The sequence below is a fragment of the Amycolatopsis sp. NPDC051071 genome, assembly GCF_040682875.1.
GTDB lineage: Bacteria > Actinomycetota > Actinomycetes > Mycobacteriales > Pseudonocardiaceae > Amycolatopsis.
This window is the reverse complement of sequence record NZ_JBFBBY010000136.1, coordinates 1-19,285: the sequence shown is the minus strand read 5'-3', so window position 1 is coordinate 19,285 and position 19,285 is coordinate 1. Positions and strand designations below refer to the sequence as shown.

Sequence of the window (19,285 nt, the reverse complement as noted above, 5' to 3'; positions counted from 1 at the left end):
TTGCGCGCGGGCGCGCGGTGGGGTTCCGCTCACCTGTAGTACATGAAGGCCCCCTTCCTTGCGCCTAGCGCAAGGAAGGGGGCCTTCATGTACTTCAGGCTCATCCGCTGTCGTCAGTCCCCGGTGAGCAGTTCCAAGCTGTGGTCGCCGGTGCGCTCGATGTCGAGACCAGCCTTCGACAGCACCCGGATCAGCTGTTCCACAGTGGACGGTTCGCTGCGGGACTTCACCAGCTCCGCGGCCAGCCGTCCTTTGTACGCCTTGTTGAAGTGACTCACCGTCGTGCGGTCGCCCTTGGCGTCCTCGGTCACGACGCGTACGGTCACCGCGTCCGCGCGGAGTTTGGCCAGCGCCGAGTAGGGCCCGGAACGCAAGTCGACGACGAGCCCTTCGAGGCCCTGGAGCACCGGTTCGAGCACGGGCTTCCACACGCCGCGGAGGGTCCCGAGCGACGGCAGCGCGTTCCCGCCGGAGAGCCGGTACGCGGGGATCGGGTCGGTCGCCGCGACCACGCCGAACAGCGCCGACGCGACGGCGAGGCGCTTCTCGGCCTTCGCGCGGGTGGCCTTGGTGAACGACTTGACGTCGAGCGCGTCGTAGAGCACCCCGGTGTAGCGGCGCAGCGCGGGCATCGTGGGCGAGGTCCACAGCTGGGCGTTACGGGCGACCTCGTCGGCCTGGCGCGGCGTGATGCCGAGCGCGGCGATACTGGCCGGGACGTCGCCCGCCAGTTCGACGAGCGCCTCGGCAAGCTTCGCCCTGATCGGGTTCAGCTCCGGGAACGACAGCGCGCTGAGGTCCAGTGGCGCGCCGGTGCCGCCGGCGGCCTTGGTTTCGGAAGGGGGAAGCAGCACGAGCACCACGGAAGCGTAACCAAAGGGAATACCCCTCGATCCGAGACCTGCGGCTTCCGGTTTCACACGTGACGCGGAGCCCTTCACGGAATTGGAGGGAAGGGTGCGAGCGGGCAGCGGCCCGGATAAATGGAATGCGTCACCCCGATGCGCGGGCTTAGCCTCGTCGCATGAGCCTGACCTGGCGCCCGCTGACCCTGGACGACATGCCGCGACTGGCGGAGACCTTCGCCGCGGCGGAGCTCGTCGACCCGATCCACGAGCACCACAGCGCGGAGGACCTCGCCGAGGTGATGAGCTCACCGAATGTCGACCTGCCGACGGCGACCACCAGTGCCTGGGACGGCGAAACGCTGGTCGCCTACGGTCTGCTCCGGCGGCGCGACGCGGCGAATCCGGCGCATATGGTGCGGGTCGAGACGCTTGTCCATCCCGAGTACCGCGACGACGCGATCGCCGCGCACCTCACCGCTTGGTTCGAGGAGACGGGCAAGGAGATCCACGCCAAGTCCTTCCCCGACGCGCCGCTGGAACTGCACGCCGCCACCAACACCAGGCAGCGCTGGCTCACCGACGTCCTCGTGGGCTCCGGATACGCGCACGCCCGGTGGATCGTCGACATGCGGGCCGACCTCGGGGCGATCCCGCCGGTCAAACCGCTGCCCGAAGAGTTCCCGCTCGTGGCTTACGACGAGAAGTACGAGGAACTCACTCTTCGCTCCCGTAACGAGACTTTCGCGGACCATTGGGGGAGTACGGAGCAGTCTCCGGAGGCTTGGCGGCATCTGGTGGTCGGCGGGAAGGACTTCCAGCCGGACCTGTCGTTCCTGCTGCTGAGCCCGTCCCGTGACCGGGTCGTCGCGATGGTGCTGAGTGTTTTCTTCGCCTCCGACGCGGCCGCGACGGGTGTGAAGGACCTGTACGTCAGTCACGTCGCGACAGACGCGGGCCTTCGTGGACGCGGAATCGCCGGCGCGTTGCTGGGCCACACGCTCGTCGAGGCCAAGGCGAAGGGCTTCCAGCGGGCTTCGCTCAACGTCGATCAGGACAACTCCCATCGCGCCCTCGGCGTCTACGAACGCGTCGGGTTCAGCGAGTATCAGCGCTGGGCCGGGTACGTGAAACCGGTCCCGACCTGACCGGTTGACACCCGAAAGGGTGGATTTCGGTACAGTCGATCTTCTCCTAGAGATCGCTGGAGGTGGTGAGGCGTTGCCGGTATCCGCACGCCTCGGCTGGCACGACCTGCCCTCGGCGACGCGTGAGGCCGTAGAGCGTGAGCTCGGGTCGGTGGTCCGCCGTTCGCTGTGGCAGACCCCGGAATTCGACGGTGGTGTCGCCGCGAGGCTTGAACTCGAACGCGGCCACCGCTGGGTCTTCCTGAAGGCGATCCCGGCGGGCAGCCCGCGAGCGGGCGGCTACCGGACGGAGGCCGACATCGCGCGACGGCTGCCCGCGGCGGCGCCCGCGCCGACCCTGTTGTCTTTTGTGGACAGTGAATGGGTGGTGCTCGCGTTCGCCGATTTCGACGGCACCAGGCCCAGTCTGCGTCCGGGCTCGCCGGACCTGTCCGCTGTACTGGCCACCTTCGGCGCGCTCGGGCGCACGCTCACCCCGTGCCCGCTTCCCGACGTCCCGGACGCGCTCGACGATCTCGGACCGCTCCTGCGCGGCTGGCACGAACTCGCGAAAGAGCCACCGGACGATCTGGACGCCTGGGCCGTCCGCAACCTCGACCGGCTCGTCCAGCTGGAGACGTCGTGGCATCCCTGGTCGGCCGGGGACACGTTGCTGCACAACGACATTCAGCCCGAATACCTGGTACGGACCGGGCCTGGCCGGGTGCTCGTCACCAACTGGCGTTACCCGGCGCGCGGCGCGGGCTGGCTCGACCTGGTCGCACTCGTCCCGTATCTGCTCGACGCCGGGCATGAGCCGGCCGACGTCGACCGCCTGTTGCGGCGGCGCCCCGTGCTGACCGGCATCCCGGTCTGGGCGGTCACCGCGTTCGGCGTCGCGCTGGCCGGGCACGCCGAACGGGCCGGGCGGCTACCGGAACCGCCGGCGACGACCGGGGTCCGCGCGGCACAGCGCCGCCTCGCCGCGGGCATGCGCGACTGGCTCGCCTATCGCACCCACTGGAACTAGGGCGTGTCTGGCACATCTCGAACCCATGGAACAGATTTGCCAACCACTAAGCTCAACCGACCACGTTGAGTGGCTCTTCCCCGGCGGCGTACCGGCGCAGCTGTTCGGCGACCAGCCGCTTCGCGCGCGGGTAGAACGACGCCGACCCGCCCGCGATATGCGGTGTGATGACCACACCCGGCGCCGTCCACAGCGGATGGTCCGGCGGCAGCGGCTCCGGATCGACGACGTCCAGCGCCGCACGCAACCGTCCGGCGACGGCCTCGGCCGTTAGTGCCGCGGTGTCGATCGCCGAGCCCCGGCCGACGTTCACCACCAAGGCGCCGTCCGGCAGCGCGGCGAGTTCCGCGGTGCCGAGCAGACCCGTCGTCGCGGGCGTTTCCGGCAGGATCAGCACCACGATGTCGGCCGTCGGCAGCAGTTCCGCCAGTTCGACGGCGCCGTGCACCCGCTCCGCGGGCCGGGCGGTGCTCGCCACCCTGGTCACGACGGCTTCGGCCGCGAGCAGTTGCCGCTCGATGGCCTTGCCGATCGAGCCGTACCCGACCAGCAGCACGCGGCTGTCGGCGAGGGAGCGTGTGTGCTCGCGTACCCACGAGCCCGTCGCCTGCTGCGTGAACCAGCGCGGCAGATCCCGCTGCGACGCGTGGATCAGCGCCAGCGCGTGCTCGGCAACGCTGAGGTCGTGCAGGCCGCGGCCGTTGGCCAGCTTCACCCCCGGTGGCACCAGCGGGAGCAGCTTCTCCACCCCGGCCGAAAGCGACTGCACGAGTTTCAGCGACGGCAGCCTGCCGATCAGCTTCGTCGGCTCCGCTCCGGTGTCGTACGGCAGCACGTAGACCTCGACAGCGCTCAGATCCCAGCCGGGATCGCCGTCCGGCAACGGGCCGGTGCCGTCGTACAGCCGGGCGCTCAGGCCCTCGGGCAGCTCGATATCGGACCAGGGCAGGATGGCTCGCTCGGTCATGCCGCCATTCTGTCCGGCCGTACCCCGGCTAGCCGCTATGGGTCGCGACGCAGAACTCGTTGCCCACCGGATCGGCCAGCACCGTCCAGGCGAAACCCGGCATCTCCTGCTCGTCCAGCTTCTTCGCACCCAGTCCGATCAGGCGCTCCACCTCCTTCTCCCTGTCGTCGGTACCGAAGTCCAGGTGGACCCGGTTCTTGCCCGCGCGCTGCTCCGGCACGCGCTGGAACCCGAGTACGGGCCCGTTCTCCACCTTGGGGTGCAGGATCAGGAACTCACCGCCGTGGTCCTGGTCCACCTCCACCCCGAGCGCCTTGGTCCAGAACGCCGCGAGCGCACGCGGATCCGCGCAGTCGATGGTGATCATGCCCAGCTCAATGCCCATCCCGGCAAGCTAGCGGAACCCACCGACAAAACCGGGCGCCCGCGATAACCGGTTGAAGTGACCCGGGGCGGGTTGACTACGCTGCCCAGAACGTCTACGCGCGTAATTCCAGCGAGGAGCCCAGTAGTGATCACCAGGATGTCGTCGTTGTTCCTTCGCACTCTGCGTGAGGATCCGGCGGACGCCGAGGTACCGAGCCACCGGCTCCTGGTACGTGCCGGCTACGTCCGCCGGGTCGCCCCGGGCGGCTACTCCTGGCTGCCGCTGGGCCTGCGGGTACTGCGCCGGATCGAGAACGTCGTCCGCGAAGAGATGAACGCGATCGGCGCGCAGGAGATCCAGTTCCCCGCGCTGCTGCCGAGGGAGCCTTACGAGGCCACCGGCCGCTGGACCGAGTACGGCGACGCCCTGTTCCGCCTCAAGGACCGCAAGGGCAACGACTTCCTTCTCGGCCCGACACACGAAGAGCTCTTCGCGCTCACCGTGAAGGGCGAGTACAACTCGTACAAGGACTACCCGGTCGTCCTGTACCAAATCCAGACCAAGTACCGCGACGAGGCGCGCCCCCGGGCGGGCATCCTCCGCGGCCGCGAATTCGTCATGAAGGACTCCTATTCCTTCGACCTCGACGACGAGGGCTTGGCGAAGTCGTACGAGCTGCACCGTCAGGCCTACACCAGCCTGTTCGACCGCCTCGGCATCGAGTACGTCGTCGTCAAGGCGACCTCCGGCGCGATGGGCGGCTCGGCCTCCGAGGAGTTCCTCGCCGTCGCCGAGACGGGTGAGGACACCTACGTCCGCAGCACCGAATCGGGTTACGCGGCCAACGTCGAAGCGGTCACCACACCCGCTCCCGAGGCGAAGCCGGTCGAAGGCCTGCCCGAGGCGAAGACCCATCACACGCCGAACACGCCGACCATCGAGTCGCTGGTCACGTTCTTGAACAACGCCGGCCTCGGCCGCACCTTCACCGCCGCGGACACGCTCAAGAACGTCCTGGTGAAGACCCGCAAGCCGGGTGCGAAGGAGTGGGAGCTGCTGGCCATCGGCCTCCCCGGCGACCGCGAGGTCGACACGAAGCGCCTCGAAGCCTCGCTTGAACCGGCCGAGTTCGAGTTGCTCGAAGAAGCGGACTTCGCGAAGAACCCGTTCCTCGTCAAGGGCTACATCGGTCCGAAGGCGCTGAAGGACAACGGCGTGCGCTACCTCCTCGACCCGCGTGTCGCCGACGGCACCGCCTGGGTCACCGGCGCCGACGAGCGTGACCACCACGTGGTCGACCTGGTCGCGGGCCGCGACTTCACCGGCGACGGCACGATCGAGGCCGCCGAAGTCCGCGAAGGCGACACCTCGCCCGACGGCAAGGGCACCCTGGTCGCCGCGCGCGGTATCGAGATCGGGCACATCTTCCAGCTGGGCCGCAAATACGCCGACGCGTTCGAACTCGACGCGCTGGGCCCGGACTCCAAGCCCATCCGCATCACCATGGGCTCCTACGGCGTCGGCGTCTCGCGGCTGGTCGGCGTGCTCGCCGAGCAGAACCACGACGACCTCGGCATCGTCTGGCCGCGCGAGGTCTCGCCGTTCGACGTGCACGTCGTCATCGCGGGCAAGGACGAGACGGTCGCCGCGGGTGCGGAGAAGCTCGCCGCCGAACTGGACGCCGCCGGCATCGAGGTCGTCCTCGACGACCGCAAGGCCTCCCCTGGCGTGAAGTTCGCGGACGCCGAACTCGTCGGTGTCCCGACGATCCTGGTCGTCGGGCGTGGCCTGGCGAACGGCGTCGTCGAGGTCAAGGACCGCCGCACCGGCGACCGCGAGGAGATCGCCGTGGACGCGGTAGTGGAGCACCTGGTCAAGCTCGTCCGCTCGTAATGTTCGGCAGGAAGCGCGGGGACGACCCGGGCTACGAGGACAACGCGGCGCTGAGCGGGTTCGGGGGCTATCAGCCCTCGGACTCGCCCGGCTACGAGCCGGTCGCGCCGACCTCCTCCGCCGATCCGCTCCCCGACTCGAAGTCGGTCGGCCCCGCAACACCGGCGCCGGTGAAGCAGCCGATGTCGCGAAGCGGGCGAAGGGCCATGTACGGCTTCTTCGCCACGCTCGGCGTCATCGCGGTCGCCACGCTGGCGAACGACGGTTCGGACCGGTCGTCGAGCAGCAGTACGCCGACCAGCCGGCCCCCCGTCGTCTACACGCCTTCGCCCCGCGTCGTCGCGCCGCCGGTGACGGACGGCTGGCACTCGGTGGCGGGGGCCGACGGCATGGTCGCCTACGACGTCCCGCCGAACTGGACGCCGAAACCCGGCACGGTCCACGGCTGGGAGAAGTCCGCAATCGTCCCCGGTATCTCGATGTTCTCCAGTGCCTTCGTCGGTGACGACTACTGCCCGGCGGTCAGGGGAAGCAGGATCGGGGGCAGCGGGCTGACGACCGTGAAGGTCGCCGACGCGCCCGGAGCGGCGAACAAAGCCTTGTACGACCTCGCAGTGAGCGCGTACAACCCCGAAGAAGGCCCGCTTTCGGCCAAGATCACCGCGGACCCACCGCAGGCGACGGAGTTCACCCTGGGGAACGGCAAGAAGGCCCCCGCGAACATCCTCATCGCCGAGGTGACCCTCGGGTACACCGGGCCCTGTATCCCGAAGCGCGCACTGGTCGGTGTGCAGGCGGTGGACATGGGAGACGCGTCCGCCGCCCTGCTGGTCTATTCGGACTCCGACCAGCAGGGAAGCGCGGATCGTGAACAGATCCTGAAGATCCTCAAGACCTACCGGGGAGTCCCGGAGGCCGACCGCAAGACCATCACGCCGCCGCCTTCGACACTGCGCTGATCTCGTTTGGGCTGAGCCTTCTTGCCGGAACGGGCGAGCTTCGCCAGCCGCAGCAGGCCGGTGTTCGGCAGGTAGGCGCGGCCGAGCGCGACCCCGATCCGAGGCAGATCCGCCTCGTCGCGGAACGCGAGGTACAGCGGCACGTGACGCGGCTGGAACTTCGCCTTGAACGCGTGCAGTGAACGGAATCCGTAGAACGGCTCCATCATCGTGCCCAGTGCGTCCAGTACGCGTTCGACGGCGTGCGCGGGTTCGCCGGAGCTCGCCAGCGGGGCACCGGACAGCGACACGAACCTCGCGCCTTCGTCACGGAAGGCCAGGCACGACGACGCGATCAGGAACTCCATCGAGGGACGGAAGCCGTCCGCGCGTTTGCGCATGACGTCGAGCGTCCAGCCGCCGATGGCACCCGCGCCGGTGTAGACCGGCAGCCACGACGTCACGCCGTGCACCACGCCGTCGGCGTCCACCGCGAGCCCGACGCGGGTCTCCGTGTCCATCGCCTCGTCGACCCCGCCGAGGGTGAAGCCCATTTCCGGCATGCCCTTGTCGCTGATCCAGTCCTCGGAGATCGCGCGGACCTGCGAGATCACCGAACGCGGCTGATCGGCGAGCCGGACCAGCCGGAACTCGATGCCGTCCTTCTTGGCGCGGTTGAGCGCGGTCCGCACGTCCTGCCAGCGCTTGCCGCGGAACTCCAGCGTTTCCAGTTCGATCAGGGTGTCTTCGGCGACCTGGACGTGCTTCCAGCCGAGTGCCTTCGTCGTGTTCGTGGTGTCACCGGTGGCGGAGAACAAGCACGGCACGAGGCCGGTGTTCTCGCACATCGCGATGAACTCGGAGATCGTCTTGTCACCGGCGCCGTCGGGCGCGATCGGGTCGCCGAGCGCGATGGCGACACCGGCGTGGCGCCGGTAGGCGAGGTAGGACTTGCCGTCCGCGGCCACGAAGTACGAGTTCTGCGGCCACGTCGTCATCCAGGAGAGGGTGCTGCCGCCGTGACGGCTGAGCAGCGTGCGGGCCAGCGCGGGGTTGCCCATCCGGCCGAGACGGCGGCGCTTGCGCCGCGACGGCACGCGGAAGGCACCGCGGGCGGAGAGCAGCAGCGCGAACTCGACCGTCCACAGGAGATTGTCCACGAAGAACAGCGGCGGATCGGAAAGCCCGGTGTCCTCGTCGAGGACCTCGGCCAGCGCGAGCACCCCGCCGTACGCCATCACCTGCAGGATGACGAACGAGGTCAGGATCATCGCGCACCACCAGGCGACCTGGCTGCCCTTGCGGAGGCCGTTCATGATCGGGACCACGATCAGGCACAGGACGATGACTTCCCAGGTGGACATGGAAAGTTCCTCGGACGAGCCGAAGGGGCCGTTACCGGGTACGAAGGACATCACGAGTTCGGCGACCGTCAGCACCAGCAGGCCCGCGACGGCGTAGAAGCGCCACTCACGCAGGCTCGGCCGCCGTTCGCGGGAGGAGTCCTTCGAACCGAGGAACCGGCGGCCGAACGGCAGGGCCAGTACCAAGGCGAAGAAGTGCACGAGGTCGGCGAGCGTGCCGACGAAGATGATCGCGATGCCGGCGTACACGCAGAGCCCGGCACGCAACCGCAGGCGCCACGGTGGGCGCAGGGTGGCGCTGGCGACCGCGACCGCGGCGAGCGCGCCACCGGAGAACCCGACGTCGAGGCTGCCCCCGATCCGTTCCGCCCATTCCCAGCCGGAGTTCCGGCTCAAGGCCAGGAACTGCACCGCGACCAGCACGCTGATGAACTGCCCGCCGATCGCGACGGTCATCGCGCGGCGGGTACCGAGCCGCCATTCCGCGAACCCGGCGAACAAGGCGAAGCTCAGCACCATCGGCAGGTAGTACAGCGGGACGACCGCGAACAGCGGTCCGGTGAGCAAGGTCCACCACCGGCCTGATTCCAGCGACGGCAGCCCATACGCGATGTACGGGTACACCGCGCGATCCTCGGCGGCCGACCAGAGCGCGCCCGTGGCCAAGGCGAGCGCGAGCATGGTCACCGTGACGAGGGTCGTGAAAGGCAACCGGTGCCTCAGCACCGTGGCGATCTTGCGTATCCGGTCCGGCGCGGCCGTCCCGCTTCCCCCTGTTGGCATGGGAATCAAAGTAGGCGTCGAAGCGGGTCGGCCACATCCGGCACGGGACCCATATTTCCCTTAGGGGTGTGCTACTCCCGACGGATGCTCTCACCCATCTTGAGGACGATGTCCCTGGCTATCGCACCGGGGATCTCCTGGTCCGCCAGTACCAGGAGGACGTGGTAGCGGCCGGAGCCGGGCAGCGCACGCAGGGGGAGCGCGATGGCGGTGATCGCGACCGAGTGCGCCGCGCACGGTCCGTCCGCGGTGGGGACGACGGTGGTGGTCACGGCTGTGGCGATCGCGCCGCCTTCGAAGACGGGCACCGGCCCGGCCGCGCCGATTTCGGTCTTCGGGACCCGTCCGGAGCCGATCGGGCCGTACACGGCTTCGGCCCAGCGCACGGTCGTTTCCTCGGCGGCCTGCGCGATGCCGGAGACCTCACCTTCGTCAATGGTGGTGAACCCCGCCATCGCCCGCGCCGACAGTTCGGGGCCGGGGCAGAAGTCGCGGCGGTACCGCGCGACGCCGTGCAAAGTGACGAGATCCCCGGCTGGTGTCTCGTATCCGACGGCGACATCGGGCTTTTCGATCGTCCAGTCCGGAGGGACGTCGAAAACGAGCGGGTGAGCGTCGGACAGCACCGGATGCCAGCCGGAGATCACCGGGCCGACCCGGGTGGGCATGATCGGATCGGGCAGCGCCAGGTCCTCCGCGGACGGCCTCGGCACCGCGGTTCTGGCCTGGTAGGTGGCCGTCGTGCCGACCACGAGGACGAGGACCAGCCCGAGCACGCCCAGCGTCGGCAGCAGGTGGAAGCGCCGCCGCGGCCGGACGGTGTCCCGGACGACGGGCGGCGGTGGAGGCCCTTCGGCCTCGGGTTCGAGTGGTTGCCCGGTGAGCGGATCGACGAGCCACAGTCGCGGTTCGTCGGGGCGCCCACCGGGGCCGGTCATTGCCGGGGCCGCAGACTGGCGAGGATCTTCTGGGCGTCGGCCTCGGGGATGGTGTCCGGCGTGCCCTGGTCGAGGACCATCACGAAACAGATGGTCTGTTCACCGGATTTGAACGCCGCCGAGGTCACCTTCACACTGGGCGCCCGGCAAGCTTCGCCCTCGGGTGGGATGAACGTCCCGGTCGAACTGACCGCCTGGATCGAGCCGCCCGCGATCGGGACCTGCTTGATATCCGGCAGCGGGACGTCGGCCTTCCCGGTCGCGGCCTGGATCCAGAGCCGGACGGCGCCCCTGGCGGCGTTCTCGACCGGGATCTTTTCCGCGGTGGCGAAGCCGACGACGCCGCGGTTCGAGCCGCGGACATCCGGGCAGGCACCGAGTTTGAACGTCGACGCCTCGTGGATGACCATCTTGAACTCGCCCTCGTTGTAGCCGACGATGTCGCCCGGTTTGGTCTCCCAGCCGGTCGCGGGCAGGTCGTAGGCCGTTTTGTCCTTCGCTGACAGAATCCCCTGCCAGCCGGGTGTCGTCGAGGGGACTTTGTTGTCCTTCGGGGCGCCGCTGCTTGTCGACGGCGGTTTCGAAGCGGACGACGACGGCGGCGCGGAGGAGGACACCGGCGGAGCGGCCTGCGGTTGCGGATTGTCGCCGTTTCGCAGCACGAAGAAGAGGGTGGCGCCGACGGCGAGCACCAGGACGAGCGCGCCGAGGCCGATCCAAAGGCCCTTCTTGCCCTTCTTCGGCGGTTCCGGCGCGAAACCCTGGTAGGTCTGCCGCGGGAACTGCTGGAAGCCCTCCTGCGGGTACTGCTGCTGATACCCCTGGTATTGCTGGGGATCCTGGCCATACTGGGGCGGATTCTGCGGCGGGTATCCCGGTTGCGGGGGTTGCTGCTGGTAGGGCTGCTGCGGTTGCTCCGGCCAGCCGTTACCGCCTGGGTATGCCATGGAGTGAGTTTAGGGCGTGTCTGACAAATCTCGTTCGCGGTCTTCGCGCCCAGGTGGTTCCTGGCGGCGCGGGCCCTTCGACCGAGTACGTCCAGTACGATCCCTTGACTGTCCAAAGGGACACCAGTTGTGCCGAATTGTCCGATTGACCGTATCGCCACGCCCCTTCGGTGCGAACCACGGTCGTGACATACGGCATCTACAGCGCTTCGCTGAGCTTCGCGTGATTTTCACGGAATCGTGCCGCCCACGACCACCCGGACCCATACCTGGCAGCCGCCCTTGGTCGCGGGCATGTCCTGAAGGCCCCCCTTGAGACGATCAACGTCTCAAAGGGGGCCTTCAAGACACCGCGGCCGCCCTTGGGTCACGTGGGGTCGTGAGTGCCCTTCGCGACACCCCCGCGAGCGAGTCGGTCCAGGGAGTCGTGAGTGGCAATGAGGGTAACTAGTCAAGACCCCCTGGTTGGAATGGCCCAGCCTCCTATCACGGAATCAACCATCTAGGGCGTGGCCCCGAGCACGGCCGCACGTACCGCTGCCAGGTCGGAGAGGTCGCCGAGCACGGTGTGCGCGCCCGCGTCGGCCAGTTCCTCGGCGCTGTACTGCCCGGTCGCCACGGCCACCGCGACGGCGCCGTTGTCGAGTGCGGCCCGGACGTCGTCCGGGGTGTCGCCGATGATCACGACCGACGCCGGGGGGAACTCGGTGCCGTGTTTCTCCGCGGCCCTGCCGACCGCGGCGGGCACCAGATCGGGCCGGTGCGCGGAAAGCGAACCGTAGCCGCCGATCTCGAAGTCCACATGCTCGTGCAGGTCGAACGCGGTCAGTTTGTGCACGGAGATCTCCGGCAGGTTCCCGGTGACCAGCGTCTGGACGACGCCGCCGTGCGTGGCGAAGTCGTTCAGCGCGTCCTTGGCGCCCGGCAGCGCGCGCCCGTTCGAGGCCAGCGTCGAGGCGTGGCTTTCGGAGACCGCGATCAGCGCGAGCCAGAGCGCGCGCACGTTCTCTTCGGTCGCTTCGACGCCGTGCGAGGTCAGGATGTCCGTGCTGATCGCGCGTTCGGTGCGACCGCCGAAACTCGGCAACTGCCGCAGTTCGACGCCAGCGACGTCGGCGAGCGCGGCCGTGTACCAAATGGCGCCGAGGCCGCGCAGGTCCACGAGGGTCTGGTCGATGTCCCACAGCACGAGCCGGTGCGGAGTAGTCACGAGGCCGACGGTACCGGTGACCTTATTCAACGTCTGTTGACTTCGGTGGGCGGACGCCTAGCGGGCCGGTCAGCCCTCCAGAAGACTGAAGCGGACGCGCCGGACGGGGTTGTCCAGGTTGGTGTCCACTAGGCAGATCGACTGCCAGGTGCCCAGTGTCATCACGCCACCGAGTACCGGGACCGTCGCGAACGGCGGCAGCAGCGCGGGCAGGACGTGGTCACGGCCGTGACCGGGACTCCCGTGCTGGTGCCGCCAGCGGCCGTCGCGGGGGAGCAGTTCGTCGAGCGCCGCGAGCAGATCGTCGTCGCTTCCCGCGCCGGTTTCGAGAATCGCCAGCCCGGAGGTCGCGTGCGGGACGAAGACATGCAGGATCCCGTCCTCGGCGTCCGCGTCACGCAGGAAGGTCTCGGCGTCTTTGGTCAGGTCGTGCACCACGGCCACGCTGCCGGTGCGCACCTCGATTTCCGTGGAGTACATGGCTCTCACGTTAGTGCTTCAGGAGTGCCGTCTGGCCAAAGCGACCAGATAGCGCACCGGATGTTCCGTCGGATTGACGTACGCACAGGGTTGCGGCGTACCGAGTTGCAGGCAGTCGCCCGCGTCGAGTTCGTGCTCGGCGTCGCCCTCACGGAACCGCAGATGCCCGTCGAGGACCCAGATCTGGTGATGGGTCAGCGCGTAGGTGTGGGCGGGGAAGGAAACTTCGGCACCCGCGGGCAGCACGACCTCGACCAGTTCCAGCGGTCCGCCGATCGACGGCGAGACGGCGCGGCGCAGGTAGCCGGTGTCGGGGTCGGTCCAGGTCGGCTGATCGGTGAGGCGTACGAGCCGCCGGTCGCCGTGTTCGGCGCGGGCGACGAGCTCGGACAGCGTCATCCCGAGCGCGGCCGAAAGCCTGCTGAGCAGCACCGCGGTGGGTTGCGCCTCGCCGCGTTCGATTTTGCCGATCATCGCCCTGGACACCCCGGACAGCTCGGCGAGCGCGTTGGCCGAGAGGTTCTGGTCGAACCGGGCGGACTGGAGCGTCGCGGCGAGCGACGCGGACAAGGGGTCCGACATGCTGCTCACTATAGTGGCAGTGTCGGTTACTATGGTTGCCATGGTGATCAGGGAAGCGACGGAAGATGACGCGGCGGCCTGCGCGGAGATCTACGCGCCGTACGTCACCGACACGGCGATCTCGTTCGAGACCGAGGCGCCGAAGCCGGACGAGATGGCCGAGCGCATCGCCAAGGCGCAGCGGTCGCACGCATGGCTCGTCCTCGAAGACGACGAAGGCCGCGTCGCCGGCTACGCCTACGGAGGCCCGTTCAGTGGCCGCCCTTCCTATCGCTGGTCTTGCGAGGTCAGTATCTATCTGGAGCTGGGCCGCCGTCGGACGGGTGGCGGTCGCGCGCTCTATCAGGCGCTGCTGGACCGGCTGGCGTCACGCGGATTCCGGAACTTCTGCGCGGGAATGGTCCTGCCGAACGACGCCAGTGCCGGACTGCACGCGGCGATGGGGTTCGAGCCGGTGGGCACTTATCGGCGGATCGGGTACAAGCACGGCGCCTGGCGGGATGTCGCTTGGGTGCAGCTGTGTTTGCCGGAGGCGGACGGCGTGCCGGTGGAGCCGCGGTAGGGAGTGGGCCGGGGTCGTGAGGGAGCAATCCTCCTAAGGCTCCAGATAGCGCAGCACGGCGAGAACCCGCCGATTGTTTCCTTCGGACTGCGGCAGCGCCAACTTCCCGAAGATGCTCGAAACGTACTTCTCCACTGAGCCCGCCGAAAGAAACAGCGCCGCGGCGATGGCCGAGTTCGATCGGCCCTCCGCCATCAGTCCGAGCACCTCACGCTCGCGTGGGGTCAGTCCGGAGAGCGCGTCCGTCTTCCGGGTGGCGCTGAAGAGCTGGCTGACCACTTCCGGGTCGAGCACGGTCTCCCCGTCGGCGACCCGGCGAAGCGCGTCGAGGAAGTCCGAGACCTCGGCGACGCGGTCCTTCAGCAGGTAACCGACACCGCCCGCGCGGTCGGCCAGCAGTTCCGTCGCGTACTGAGTCTCGACATACTGCGAGAACAGCAGAATCGCGCAGCCGGGTAGTTCCGCGCGCAGGGCGATCGACGCGCGCAGGCCTTCGTCGGTGTGCGTCGGCGGCATCCGGATATCCACAATGGACACATCCGGTCGATGGGAGCGAACCGCCTCACGCAGGCTGTCGCCGTCCATCACGGCCGCGACGACCTCATGCCCCCGAAGGTTCAGCAGTTCGACGAGTCCGGCCCGCAGGATGGCCGAATCCTCCGCGATCACGACGCGCACGCCGCCCCCAGGTTCTATATCCGTAGTGGTATCTCCGCGCTGATCACCGTAGGCCCTCCTGGAGGACTGTCGATGTCGAGCCCGCCGTCGACGGTCGCGAGCCGTTCGGCGATCCCGGACAGCCCGCCCCCGCGTTCCGGACGCGCCCCGCCGTCACCGCCGTCGCGCACCACGAGCCGCAAGCCGTCACCGACGATACCGACGTCGACCTCGATCGCGGCCGAAGTGTGTTTCGCGGCATTGGTCAGCAGCTCCGCGACGGTGAAGTAGGCGATGGTCTCGATCGACGGCGACGGTCTGCTCGGCAGGTTCACGGTGATCCGCGCGTCGATCCCCGAACCGGCGGCCAAAGTGGACAGTGCGACGTCGAGCCCGGCGTCGAGTGCGGCGGGATGGATGCCACGTGCGAGGTCCCGCAACTCGACCAGCGCCTGTTTCGCGTTGGCGTGCGCGGCGGTGATCAGGGCGGTGACGTGGGCGACGTCGGCGGCGCCGGTCTGAAGTTCGTCCTTCGCGATGCCCAGCTTCATCGCCAGCGCGACCAGCTGGGCCTGCGCGCCGTCGTGCAGGTCACGCTCGATCCGCCGCAGCCGCCGCGTCGCGTCGTCGACGGCGGTCGCCCGGCTGCGTTCGAGGTCGCGCACGCGTTTGGACAGGTCTTCGGCGCCGAGGACCCCTCGCACCAGCAGGCGGTCGAATTCGGTCAGGCCGTGGACCACCCACGGCATCGCCAGCAGTACGGCCAGCCCGGTGAGGGCGAGTGGCAGGGTGAGGGGCCAGGCGTCGACGTGGAGGTCGAACGTCGGCATCGCTTCACCGTCGAGGGTGAACCAGAACAGCGGATAGGTCAGCGCGGTCGCGGCGTAGCTGAACAGGGTCACGACCAGGAAGAACTCGAGGAACGACAGCGGCAGCCGGATCACCAGATAGGCGATCGACCGCCAGCCGATCGGATCCCCGACCTTGCTCTTGATCCCGTTCCACAGCCCCGGCAGCAGTTCGGGCCTCGGCGGCGGCGTGACCGTCGTCCCGAGCAGGACACGGGCCAGTCCGATCTGCGCGGCGCCGATCAGCCGCGCGCCCGCCAGGACGCCGATGAGCACCGGCAGCCCGATGGTCAGCAGGCTCAGTCCGATCCCGAGGACCAGCCCGACGACGACGAGCGCGACGAACACCAGCGTCATCGGCGCGCCGATGAGCACCCACGCCAGCTCCGCCCAGTACGCGCGGTTCACCTGCGCGCCGAGGACGCGTGCGGGTACGGCGCGGCGGGTGGTCACGGCTTCAGCCTGCCGTGGCGCACCCGCCCGTGCCCATCCAGGTTTCCCTAGTCTTCGCGGTTCTGGTTCTCGTCCGCCTGCGCCCGCTGGGAAGCCTCGCGCATCTCGATGACGTCCGTCAGCCAGTCGCCGGTCTCGCGGGCGATGTCCCGGATCGCGCCGGTGATGATCGTCGCGATGTTGCCGATGTGGGTGGCCGCCGACTCGGTGACCTCTTGGACCACGTCCTTGGTGCTTTCGAACTGACCGACCATGTCAGACACCTTAAGCCGCTCGAAGGGTCTTGTCGCTCTCCACGGTAGCGGGAGTGCGGGGTTCACCGTTCCATGGCATGGCCAGCTTCACGATCTTCTTGGCCACCGACAACAACTGCTTGCCCAGCGGGCCGGTGTTGTACGGCAGGCCGTACTTCTCGCAGATCGCCCGCACCTCGCCGGCGATCTCCGGGTAGCGGCGCGCCGGGATGTCCGGGAACAGGTGGTGCTCGATCTGGTGCGAGAGGTTCCCGGTCATCACGTGGAACAGCTTGCCGCCGGTGATGTTCGCCGAGCCGAGGATCTGCCGCAGGTACCACTGGCCCCGCGACTCGTTCTCGGTCTCCTCCTCGGTGAAACTCTCGACGTCGGCGGGGAAGTGCCCGCAGAAGATGATCGAGAACGACCACAGGTTGCGGGTCAGGTTCGCGGTCGCGTTGCCGAGGAAGGTCAGCGGCGCGAGCGGACCGGTCAGCAGCGGGAAGAGCACGTAGTCCTTGCCGACCTGGCGACCGGCCTTCTTGAGCATCTTCAGGCCGACCTCTTTGTTGTCCGACCATTTTCGCTCGCCCTTGACGATGCGGTCGAATTCGAGGTCGTGCAGCATCACACCCCACTGGAACATGAACGCCAGCGCCAAGGCGTACACCGGGTTCCCGAGGTAGTACGGATGCCATTTCTGCGCCGGGTCCATCCGCAGGACGCCGTAACCGATGTCGCGGTCCTTGTCGAGGATGTTGGTGTAGGTGTGATGCATGTAGTTGTGCGAATGACGCCAGTTCTCGGCGGGGGCGACGTTGTCCCACTCGAACTTCTGGGAGCTCAGTGCCGGGTCGCGCGTCCAGTCGTACTGGCCGTGCATGACGTTGTGGCCGATCTCCATGTTGTCGAGGATCTTCGCCACCGAAAGCGCGGCGACCCCGGCGAACCACGCGGGCGGGAAGAAGCCGGCGAACAGCAGCCCGCGGCCGGTGACCTCCAGCGCGCGCTGGGTCTTGATGACGTTGTGGATGTAGTCGACGTCCACCTGGCCGAGGTCGGCGACGATCCGCTGCCGGATCTCGTCCAGTTCGCGGCCGAACTCCTCGACCTGGGCGGCGGTGAGTTTGTCCTGCAAGCCGGTCATGCCGGGGTCCTTTCTAAGCGTTGATCTCGACGTTCCCGACCGGGACGGAGATGCAGAGCTGGATCTCTTCGTTTTCTTCGCTGGAGGTCTCGCCGGTCTTGGCGTTGCGCACGCAACCGGAGGTCTTGATCTGCGTGCAGGAGAAGCAGATGCCCATCCGGCAACCGTGTTCCGGGCGCAGCCCCGCGTCTTCGGCCTGTTCCAGCAACGGCTTCCCGGAGTTCTCGAATTCGCGGCCGCTGCGCGCGAACCGGACCTGTCCTTCGGCGTTCTCGGTGTCGAAGGACAGCGCCGGTGGCGTGAACTCCTCGGTGTGCAGATGTGCACCCAGACCGTCGGCTTCGAACGCCTCGCGGACGGAATCCATCAGCGGCTTCGGACCGCACAGGAAGGTCTCGGCGTCGGGGTACCAGGGCGCGGTCTCCGCGAGATGATCCTTCGAGAAGAATCCGTGCAGGTCGCCGCCGGTTTTCGCGTGAGTGAACGCGTGTATCACCCGGAGTCCGGGGAGGCGGCGGGCGAGGTCACCGAGTTCGGTGCGGTAGAGCGTGTCCTCGGCGGTGTTCGAGTAGTGGAGGAAGGCGAGCTCGCCCTCGTACTTCTCGTCCGCCAGCGTGCGCAGCATCGACAGCACGGGGGTGATCCCGCTCCCGCCGCTGAGCAGCAGGATCCGCCGCGGCCTCGGCGAAGGCAGCGTGAACTCACCGTCCGGAGTGGACAGTCCGAGTACGGAACCGATCGTCACGGTGCGGTTCAGGTGGCGCGAGACCAGGCCCTGCGGATCGGCCTTGATGGTCAGTTCCAGTGATCCGTCGTGCTCCGAGCCGGTCGGCGAGTAGCAGCGGGTCCGGCGGACGCCGTCGATCTCGACGGTCACCCGCACGTACTGGCCCGCGACGTGTCCCCGCCAGGCCCGGCTCGGCTTGATCGTCAGCGTGACCGTGTCGGGTGTCTGCCGCCGGACGCCGGTGACCAGGCCGCGGATCTCGCGGCGGACCAGCATCGGATCGACGAGTTCGAGGTAGCGGTCCATTCCGTGGGGCGTGAGCAGGGCCTCGGCCAGCGAGGCCAGCCGCCTGGCCCTGCGCGGTACCAGTGCCGTCATCACATCTCCAGAATTCAGTGAACGCTTGTACACTGAACAGTGAAGTGGCGATGGTCGTGCTTGTCAACGCGAGGGGATGTGGATGTGACGTGGGTGATACCGCGGAGGCGATTACGCTGTCCGTCGTGACAACGGAGCCCGTTTCCCGGCAGGAGCGCAAACAACGCACGCGCCAGGCACTGCTGGACGCCGCACTGGACCTGGTGGCGGAACGCGGGTTCTCCGGACTGAGCCTGCGCGAGGTGGCGAAGCAGGCCGGGATCGTCCCGACGGCTTTCTATCGTCATTTCGCGTCGATGGACGAACTGGGTGTCGCGCTGGTGGAAGAGGCGATGCGTACTTTGCGCACGATGATCCGCTCCGCGCGCACCAAACCGGCGGCGTACAACGACATGATCAAGACGTCGGTGCGCATCCTGCGGGAACACGTGCGCGCGCACGAGGACCACTTCCATTTCCTGACGCGTGAGCGGTACGGCGGCACCGGCCCGGTCCGGCAGGCGATCGGTTTCGAACTCAAACTGTTCGTCAGCGAACTCGCCGTCGACCTCGCCCGGTTCGACAATCTCCGCGAATGGGCGACCGAGGATCTGCACCTGCTGGCCGACCTGATCGTGACGACCATGCTCACGACGGTGCTGGAGTTGCTCGAGGCGCCTTCGCGTGACGCCGAGATCGTGCGCACGGCCGAACGGCGGCTGAGGTTGATCTTTCTGGGGGTGCCGAACTGGCGCAGCGTTCCGTGACGGGCGAAACCGTTGCTCCGTAAGTGTCATAAGGGGTCCCCATAGGACGAAAACCGTCCTATG

20 protein-coding genes are annotated in these 19,285 nt (G+C 68.2%); 6 read left to right on the top strand and 14 right to left on the bottom strand.

Going from position 1 to position 19,285, the window contains the following annotated elements; all coding sequences use genetic code 11:
• Nucleotides 1–113 precede the first annotated feature (113 nt).
• Entirely contained in the window at nucleotides 114–860 is a 747-nt protein-coding gene (yaaA, locus tag AB0M65_RS31660) for a peroxide stress protein YaaA (RefSeq protein ID WP_364035799.1), read from the bottom strand.
• 164 nt (nucleotides 861–1,024) lie between these two features.
• Between yaaA and AB0M65_RS31655 the strand changes: the two genes are divergently transcribed.
• Both AB0M65_RS31655 and AB0M65_RS31650 read left to right on the top strand, forming a co-directional pair.
• The gene (locus tag AB0M65_RS31655) at nucleotides 1,025–1,993 is read left to right on the top strand and encodes a GNAT family N-acetyltransferase (protein ID WP_364035796.1); all 969 of its coding nucleotides are present in this window, start codon (nucleotides 1,025–1,027) and stop codon (nucleotides 1,991–1,993) included.
• A 73-nt stretch (nucleotides 1,994–2,066) separates the two neighbouring features.
• Nucleotides 2,067–3,002 carry an aminoglycoside phosphotransferase gene (locus AB0M65_RS31650; protein WP_364035793.1) on the top strand — a complete coding sequence of 312 codons (936 nt, stop codon included), beginning with the start codon at nucleotides 2,067–2,069 and terminating at the stop codon, nucleotides 3,000–3,002.
• Nucleotides 3,003–3,054: 52 nt separating this feature from the next.
• Here AB0M65_RS31650 and AB0M65_RS31645 read toward each other — a convergent pair whose 3' ends face one another.
• The gene (locus AB0M65_RS31645) at nucleotides 3,055–3,969 is read right to left on the bottom strand and encodes a 2-hydroxyacid dehydrogenase (RefSeq protein WP_364035790.1); all 915 of its coding nucleotides are present in this window, start codon (nucleotides 3,967–3,969) and stop codon (nucleotides 3,055–3,057) included.
• A gap of 28 nt (nucleotides 3,970–3,997) precedes the next feature.
• On the bottom strand, nucleotides 3,998–4,354 hold the full coding sequence (locus AB0M65_RS31640; RefSeq protein ID WP_364035787.1) for a VOC family protein: 357 nt from the start codon (nucleotides 4,352–4,354) through the stop codon (nucleotides 3,998–4,000).
• 126 nt (nucleotides 4,355–4,480) lie between these two features.
• On the opposite strand from AB0M65_RS31640, the gene AB0M65_RS31635 reads away from it, so the two are divergent.
• A complete protein-coding gene (locus AB0M65_RS31635; protein WP_364035784.1) occupies nucleotides 4,481–6,229 on the top strand; it encodes a proline--tRNA ligase in 1,749 nt (582 codons plus the stop codon).
• Nucleotides 6,229–7,188, top strand: coding sequence for a hypothetical protein (locus AB0M65_RS31630; RefSeq protein ID WP_364035782.1), 960 nt, complete (start codon nucleotides 6,229–6,231; stop codon nucleotides 7,186–7,188). The genes AB0M65_RS31635 and AB0M65_RS31630 overlap by 1 nt, the downstream gene beginning before the upstream one ends.
• Here the strand turns inward: AB0M65_RS31630 and AB0M65_RS31625 are convergent.
• From AB0M65_RS31625 to AB0M65_RS31600, 6 genes are all read right to left on the bottom strand, one after another.
• Nucleotides 7,125–9,314, bottom strand: a complete 2,190-nt coding sequence (locus AB0M65_RS31625; RefSeq protein WP_364035780.1) for a DUF2156 domain-containing protein — start codon at nucleotides 9,312–9,314, stop codon at nucleotides 7,125–7,127. The genes AB0M65_RS31630 and AB0M65_RS31625 overlap by 64 nt on opposite strands.
• A 71-nt stretch (nucleotides 9,315–9,385) precedes the next feature.
• Nucleotides 9,386–10,252, bottom strand: coding sequence for a hypothetical protein (locus AB0M65_RS31620; RefSeq protein WP_364035777.1), 867 nt, complete (start codon nucleotides 10,250–10,252; stop codon nucleotides 9,386–9,388).
• Nucleotides 10,249–11,199: a hypothetical protein gene (locus AB0M65_RS31615; RefSeq protein ID WP_364035774.1), complete on the bottom strand. Its 951-nt coding sequence runs from the start codon at nucleotides 11,197–11,199 to the stop codon at nucleotides 10,249–10,251. Before AB0M65_RS31615 ends, AB0M65_RS31620 begins: the two co-directional genes overlap by 4 nt.
• A gap of 502 nt (nucleotides 11,200–11,701) precedes the next feature.
• Nucleotides 11,702–12,388 (bottom strand): HAD hydrolase-like protein, encoded by a 687-nt coding sequence (locus tag AB0M65_RS31610; protein ID WP_364035802.1) that lies wholly within the window; start codon nucleotides 12,386–12,388, stop codon nucleotides 11,702–11,704.
• A gap of 90 nt (nucleotides 12,389–12,478) precedes the next feature.
• A complete protein-coding gene (locus AB0M65_RS31605; RefSeq protein ID WP_364035771.1) occupies nucleotides 12,479–12,889 on the bottom strand; it encodes a secondary thiamine-phosphate synthase enzyme YjbQ in 411 nt (136 codons plus the stop codon).
• Between the two features lie 18 nt (nucleotides 12,890–12,907).
• Complete coding sequence (locus AB0M65_RS31600) at nucleotides 12,908–13,471, bottom strand: XRE family transcriptional regulator (RefSeq protein WP_364035768.1); 564 nt, start codon at nucleotides 13,469–13,471, stop codon at nucleotides 12,908–12,910.
• A gap of 31 nt (nucleotides 13,472–13,502) precedes the next feature.
• On the opposite strand from AB0M65_RS31600, the gene AB0M65_RS31595 reads away from it, so the two are divergent.
• On the top strand, nucleotides 13,503–14,033 hold the full coding sequence (locus AB0M65_RS31595) for an N-acetyltransferase family protein (RefSeq protein ID WP_364035765.1): 531 nt from the start codon (nucleotides 13,503–13,505) through the stop codon (nucleotides 14,031–14,033).
• A gap of 33 nt (nucleotides 14,034–14,066) precedes the next feature.
• On the opposite strand, the gene AB0M65_RS31590 is transcribed toward AB0M65_RS31595, so the two are convergent.
• The 5 genes from AB0M65_RS31590 to AB0M65_RS31570 are packed head-to-tail and all read right to left on the bottom strand — an operon-like array spanning nucleotide 14,067 to nucleotide 18,476.
• A complete protein-coding gene (locus AB0M65_RS31590; RefSeq protein ID WP_364035762.1) occupies nucleotides 14,067–14,711 on the bottom strand; it encodes a response regulator transcription factor in 645 nt (214 codons plus the stop codon).
• A 14-nt stretch (nucleotides 14,712–14,725) separates the two neighbouring features.
• A complete protein-coding gene (locus AB0M65_RS31585; protein ID WP_364035759.1) occupies nucleotides 14,726–15,991 on the bottom strand; it encodes a sensor domain-containing protein in 1,266 nt (421 codons plus the stop codon).
• Nucleotides 15,992–16,038: 47 nt separating this feature from the next.
• The gene (locus AB0M65_RS31580) at nucleotides 16,039–16,245 is read right to left on the bottom strand and encodes a hypothetical protein (RefSeq protein ID WP_364035756.1); all 207 of its coding nucleotides are present in this window, start codon (nucleotides 16,243–16,245) and stop codon (nucleotides 16,039–16,041) included.
• 10 nt (nucleotides 16,246–16,255) lie between these two features.
• Nucleotides 16,256–17,371, bottom strand: a complete 1,116-nt coding sequence (locus tag AB0M65_RS31575; protein WP_364035753.1) for an acyl-CoA desaturase — start codon at nucleotides 17,369–17,371, stop codon at nucleotides 16,256–16,258.
• Nucleotides 17,372–17,384: 13 nt separating this feature from the next.
• Complete coding sequence (locus AB0M65_RS31570) at nucleotides 17,385–18,476, bottom strand: FAD-binding oxidoreductase (RefSeq protein ID WP_364035750.1); 1,092 nt, start codon at nucleotides 18,474–18,476, stop codon at nucleotides 17,385–17,387.
• Nucleotides 18,477–18,565: 89 nt separating this feature from the next.
• Between AB0M65_RS31570 and AB0M65_RS31565 the strand changes: the two genes are divergently transcribed.
• A complete protein-coding gene (locus tag AB0M65_RS31565) occupies nucleotides 18,566–19,222 on the top strand; it encodes a TetR family transcriptional regulator (RefSeq protein WP_364035747.1) in 657 nt (218 codons plus the stop codon).
• Nucleotides 19,223–19,285 lie beyond the last annotated feature (63 nt).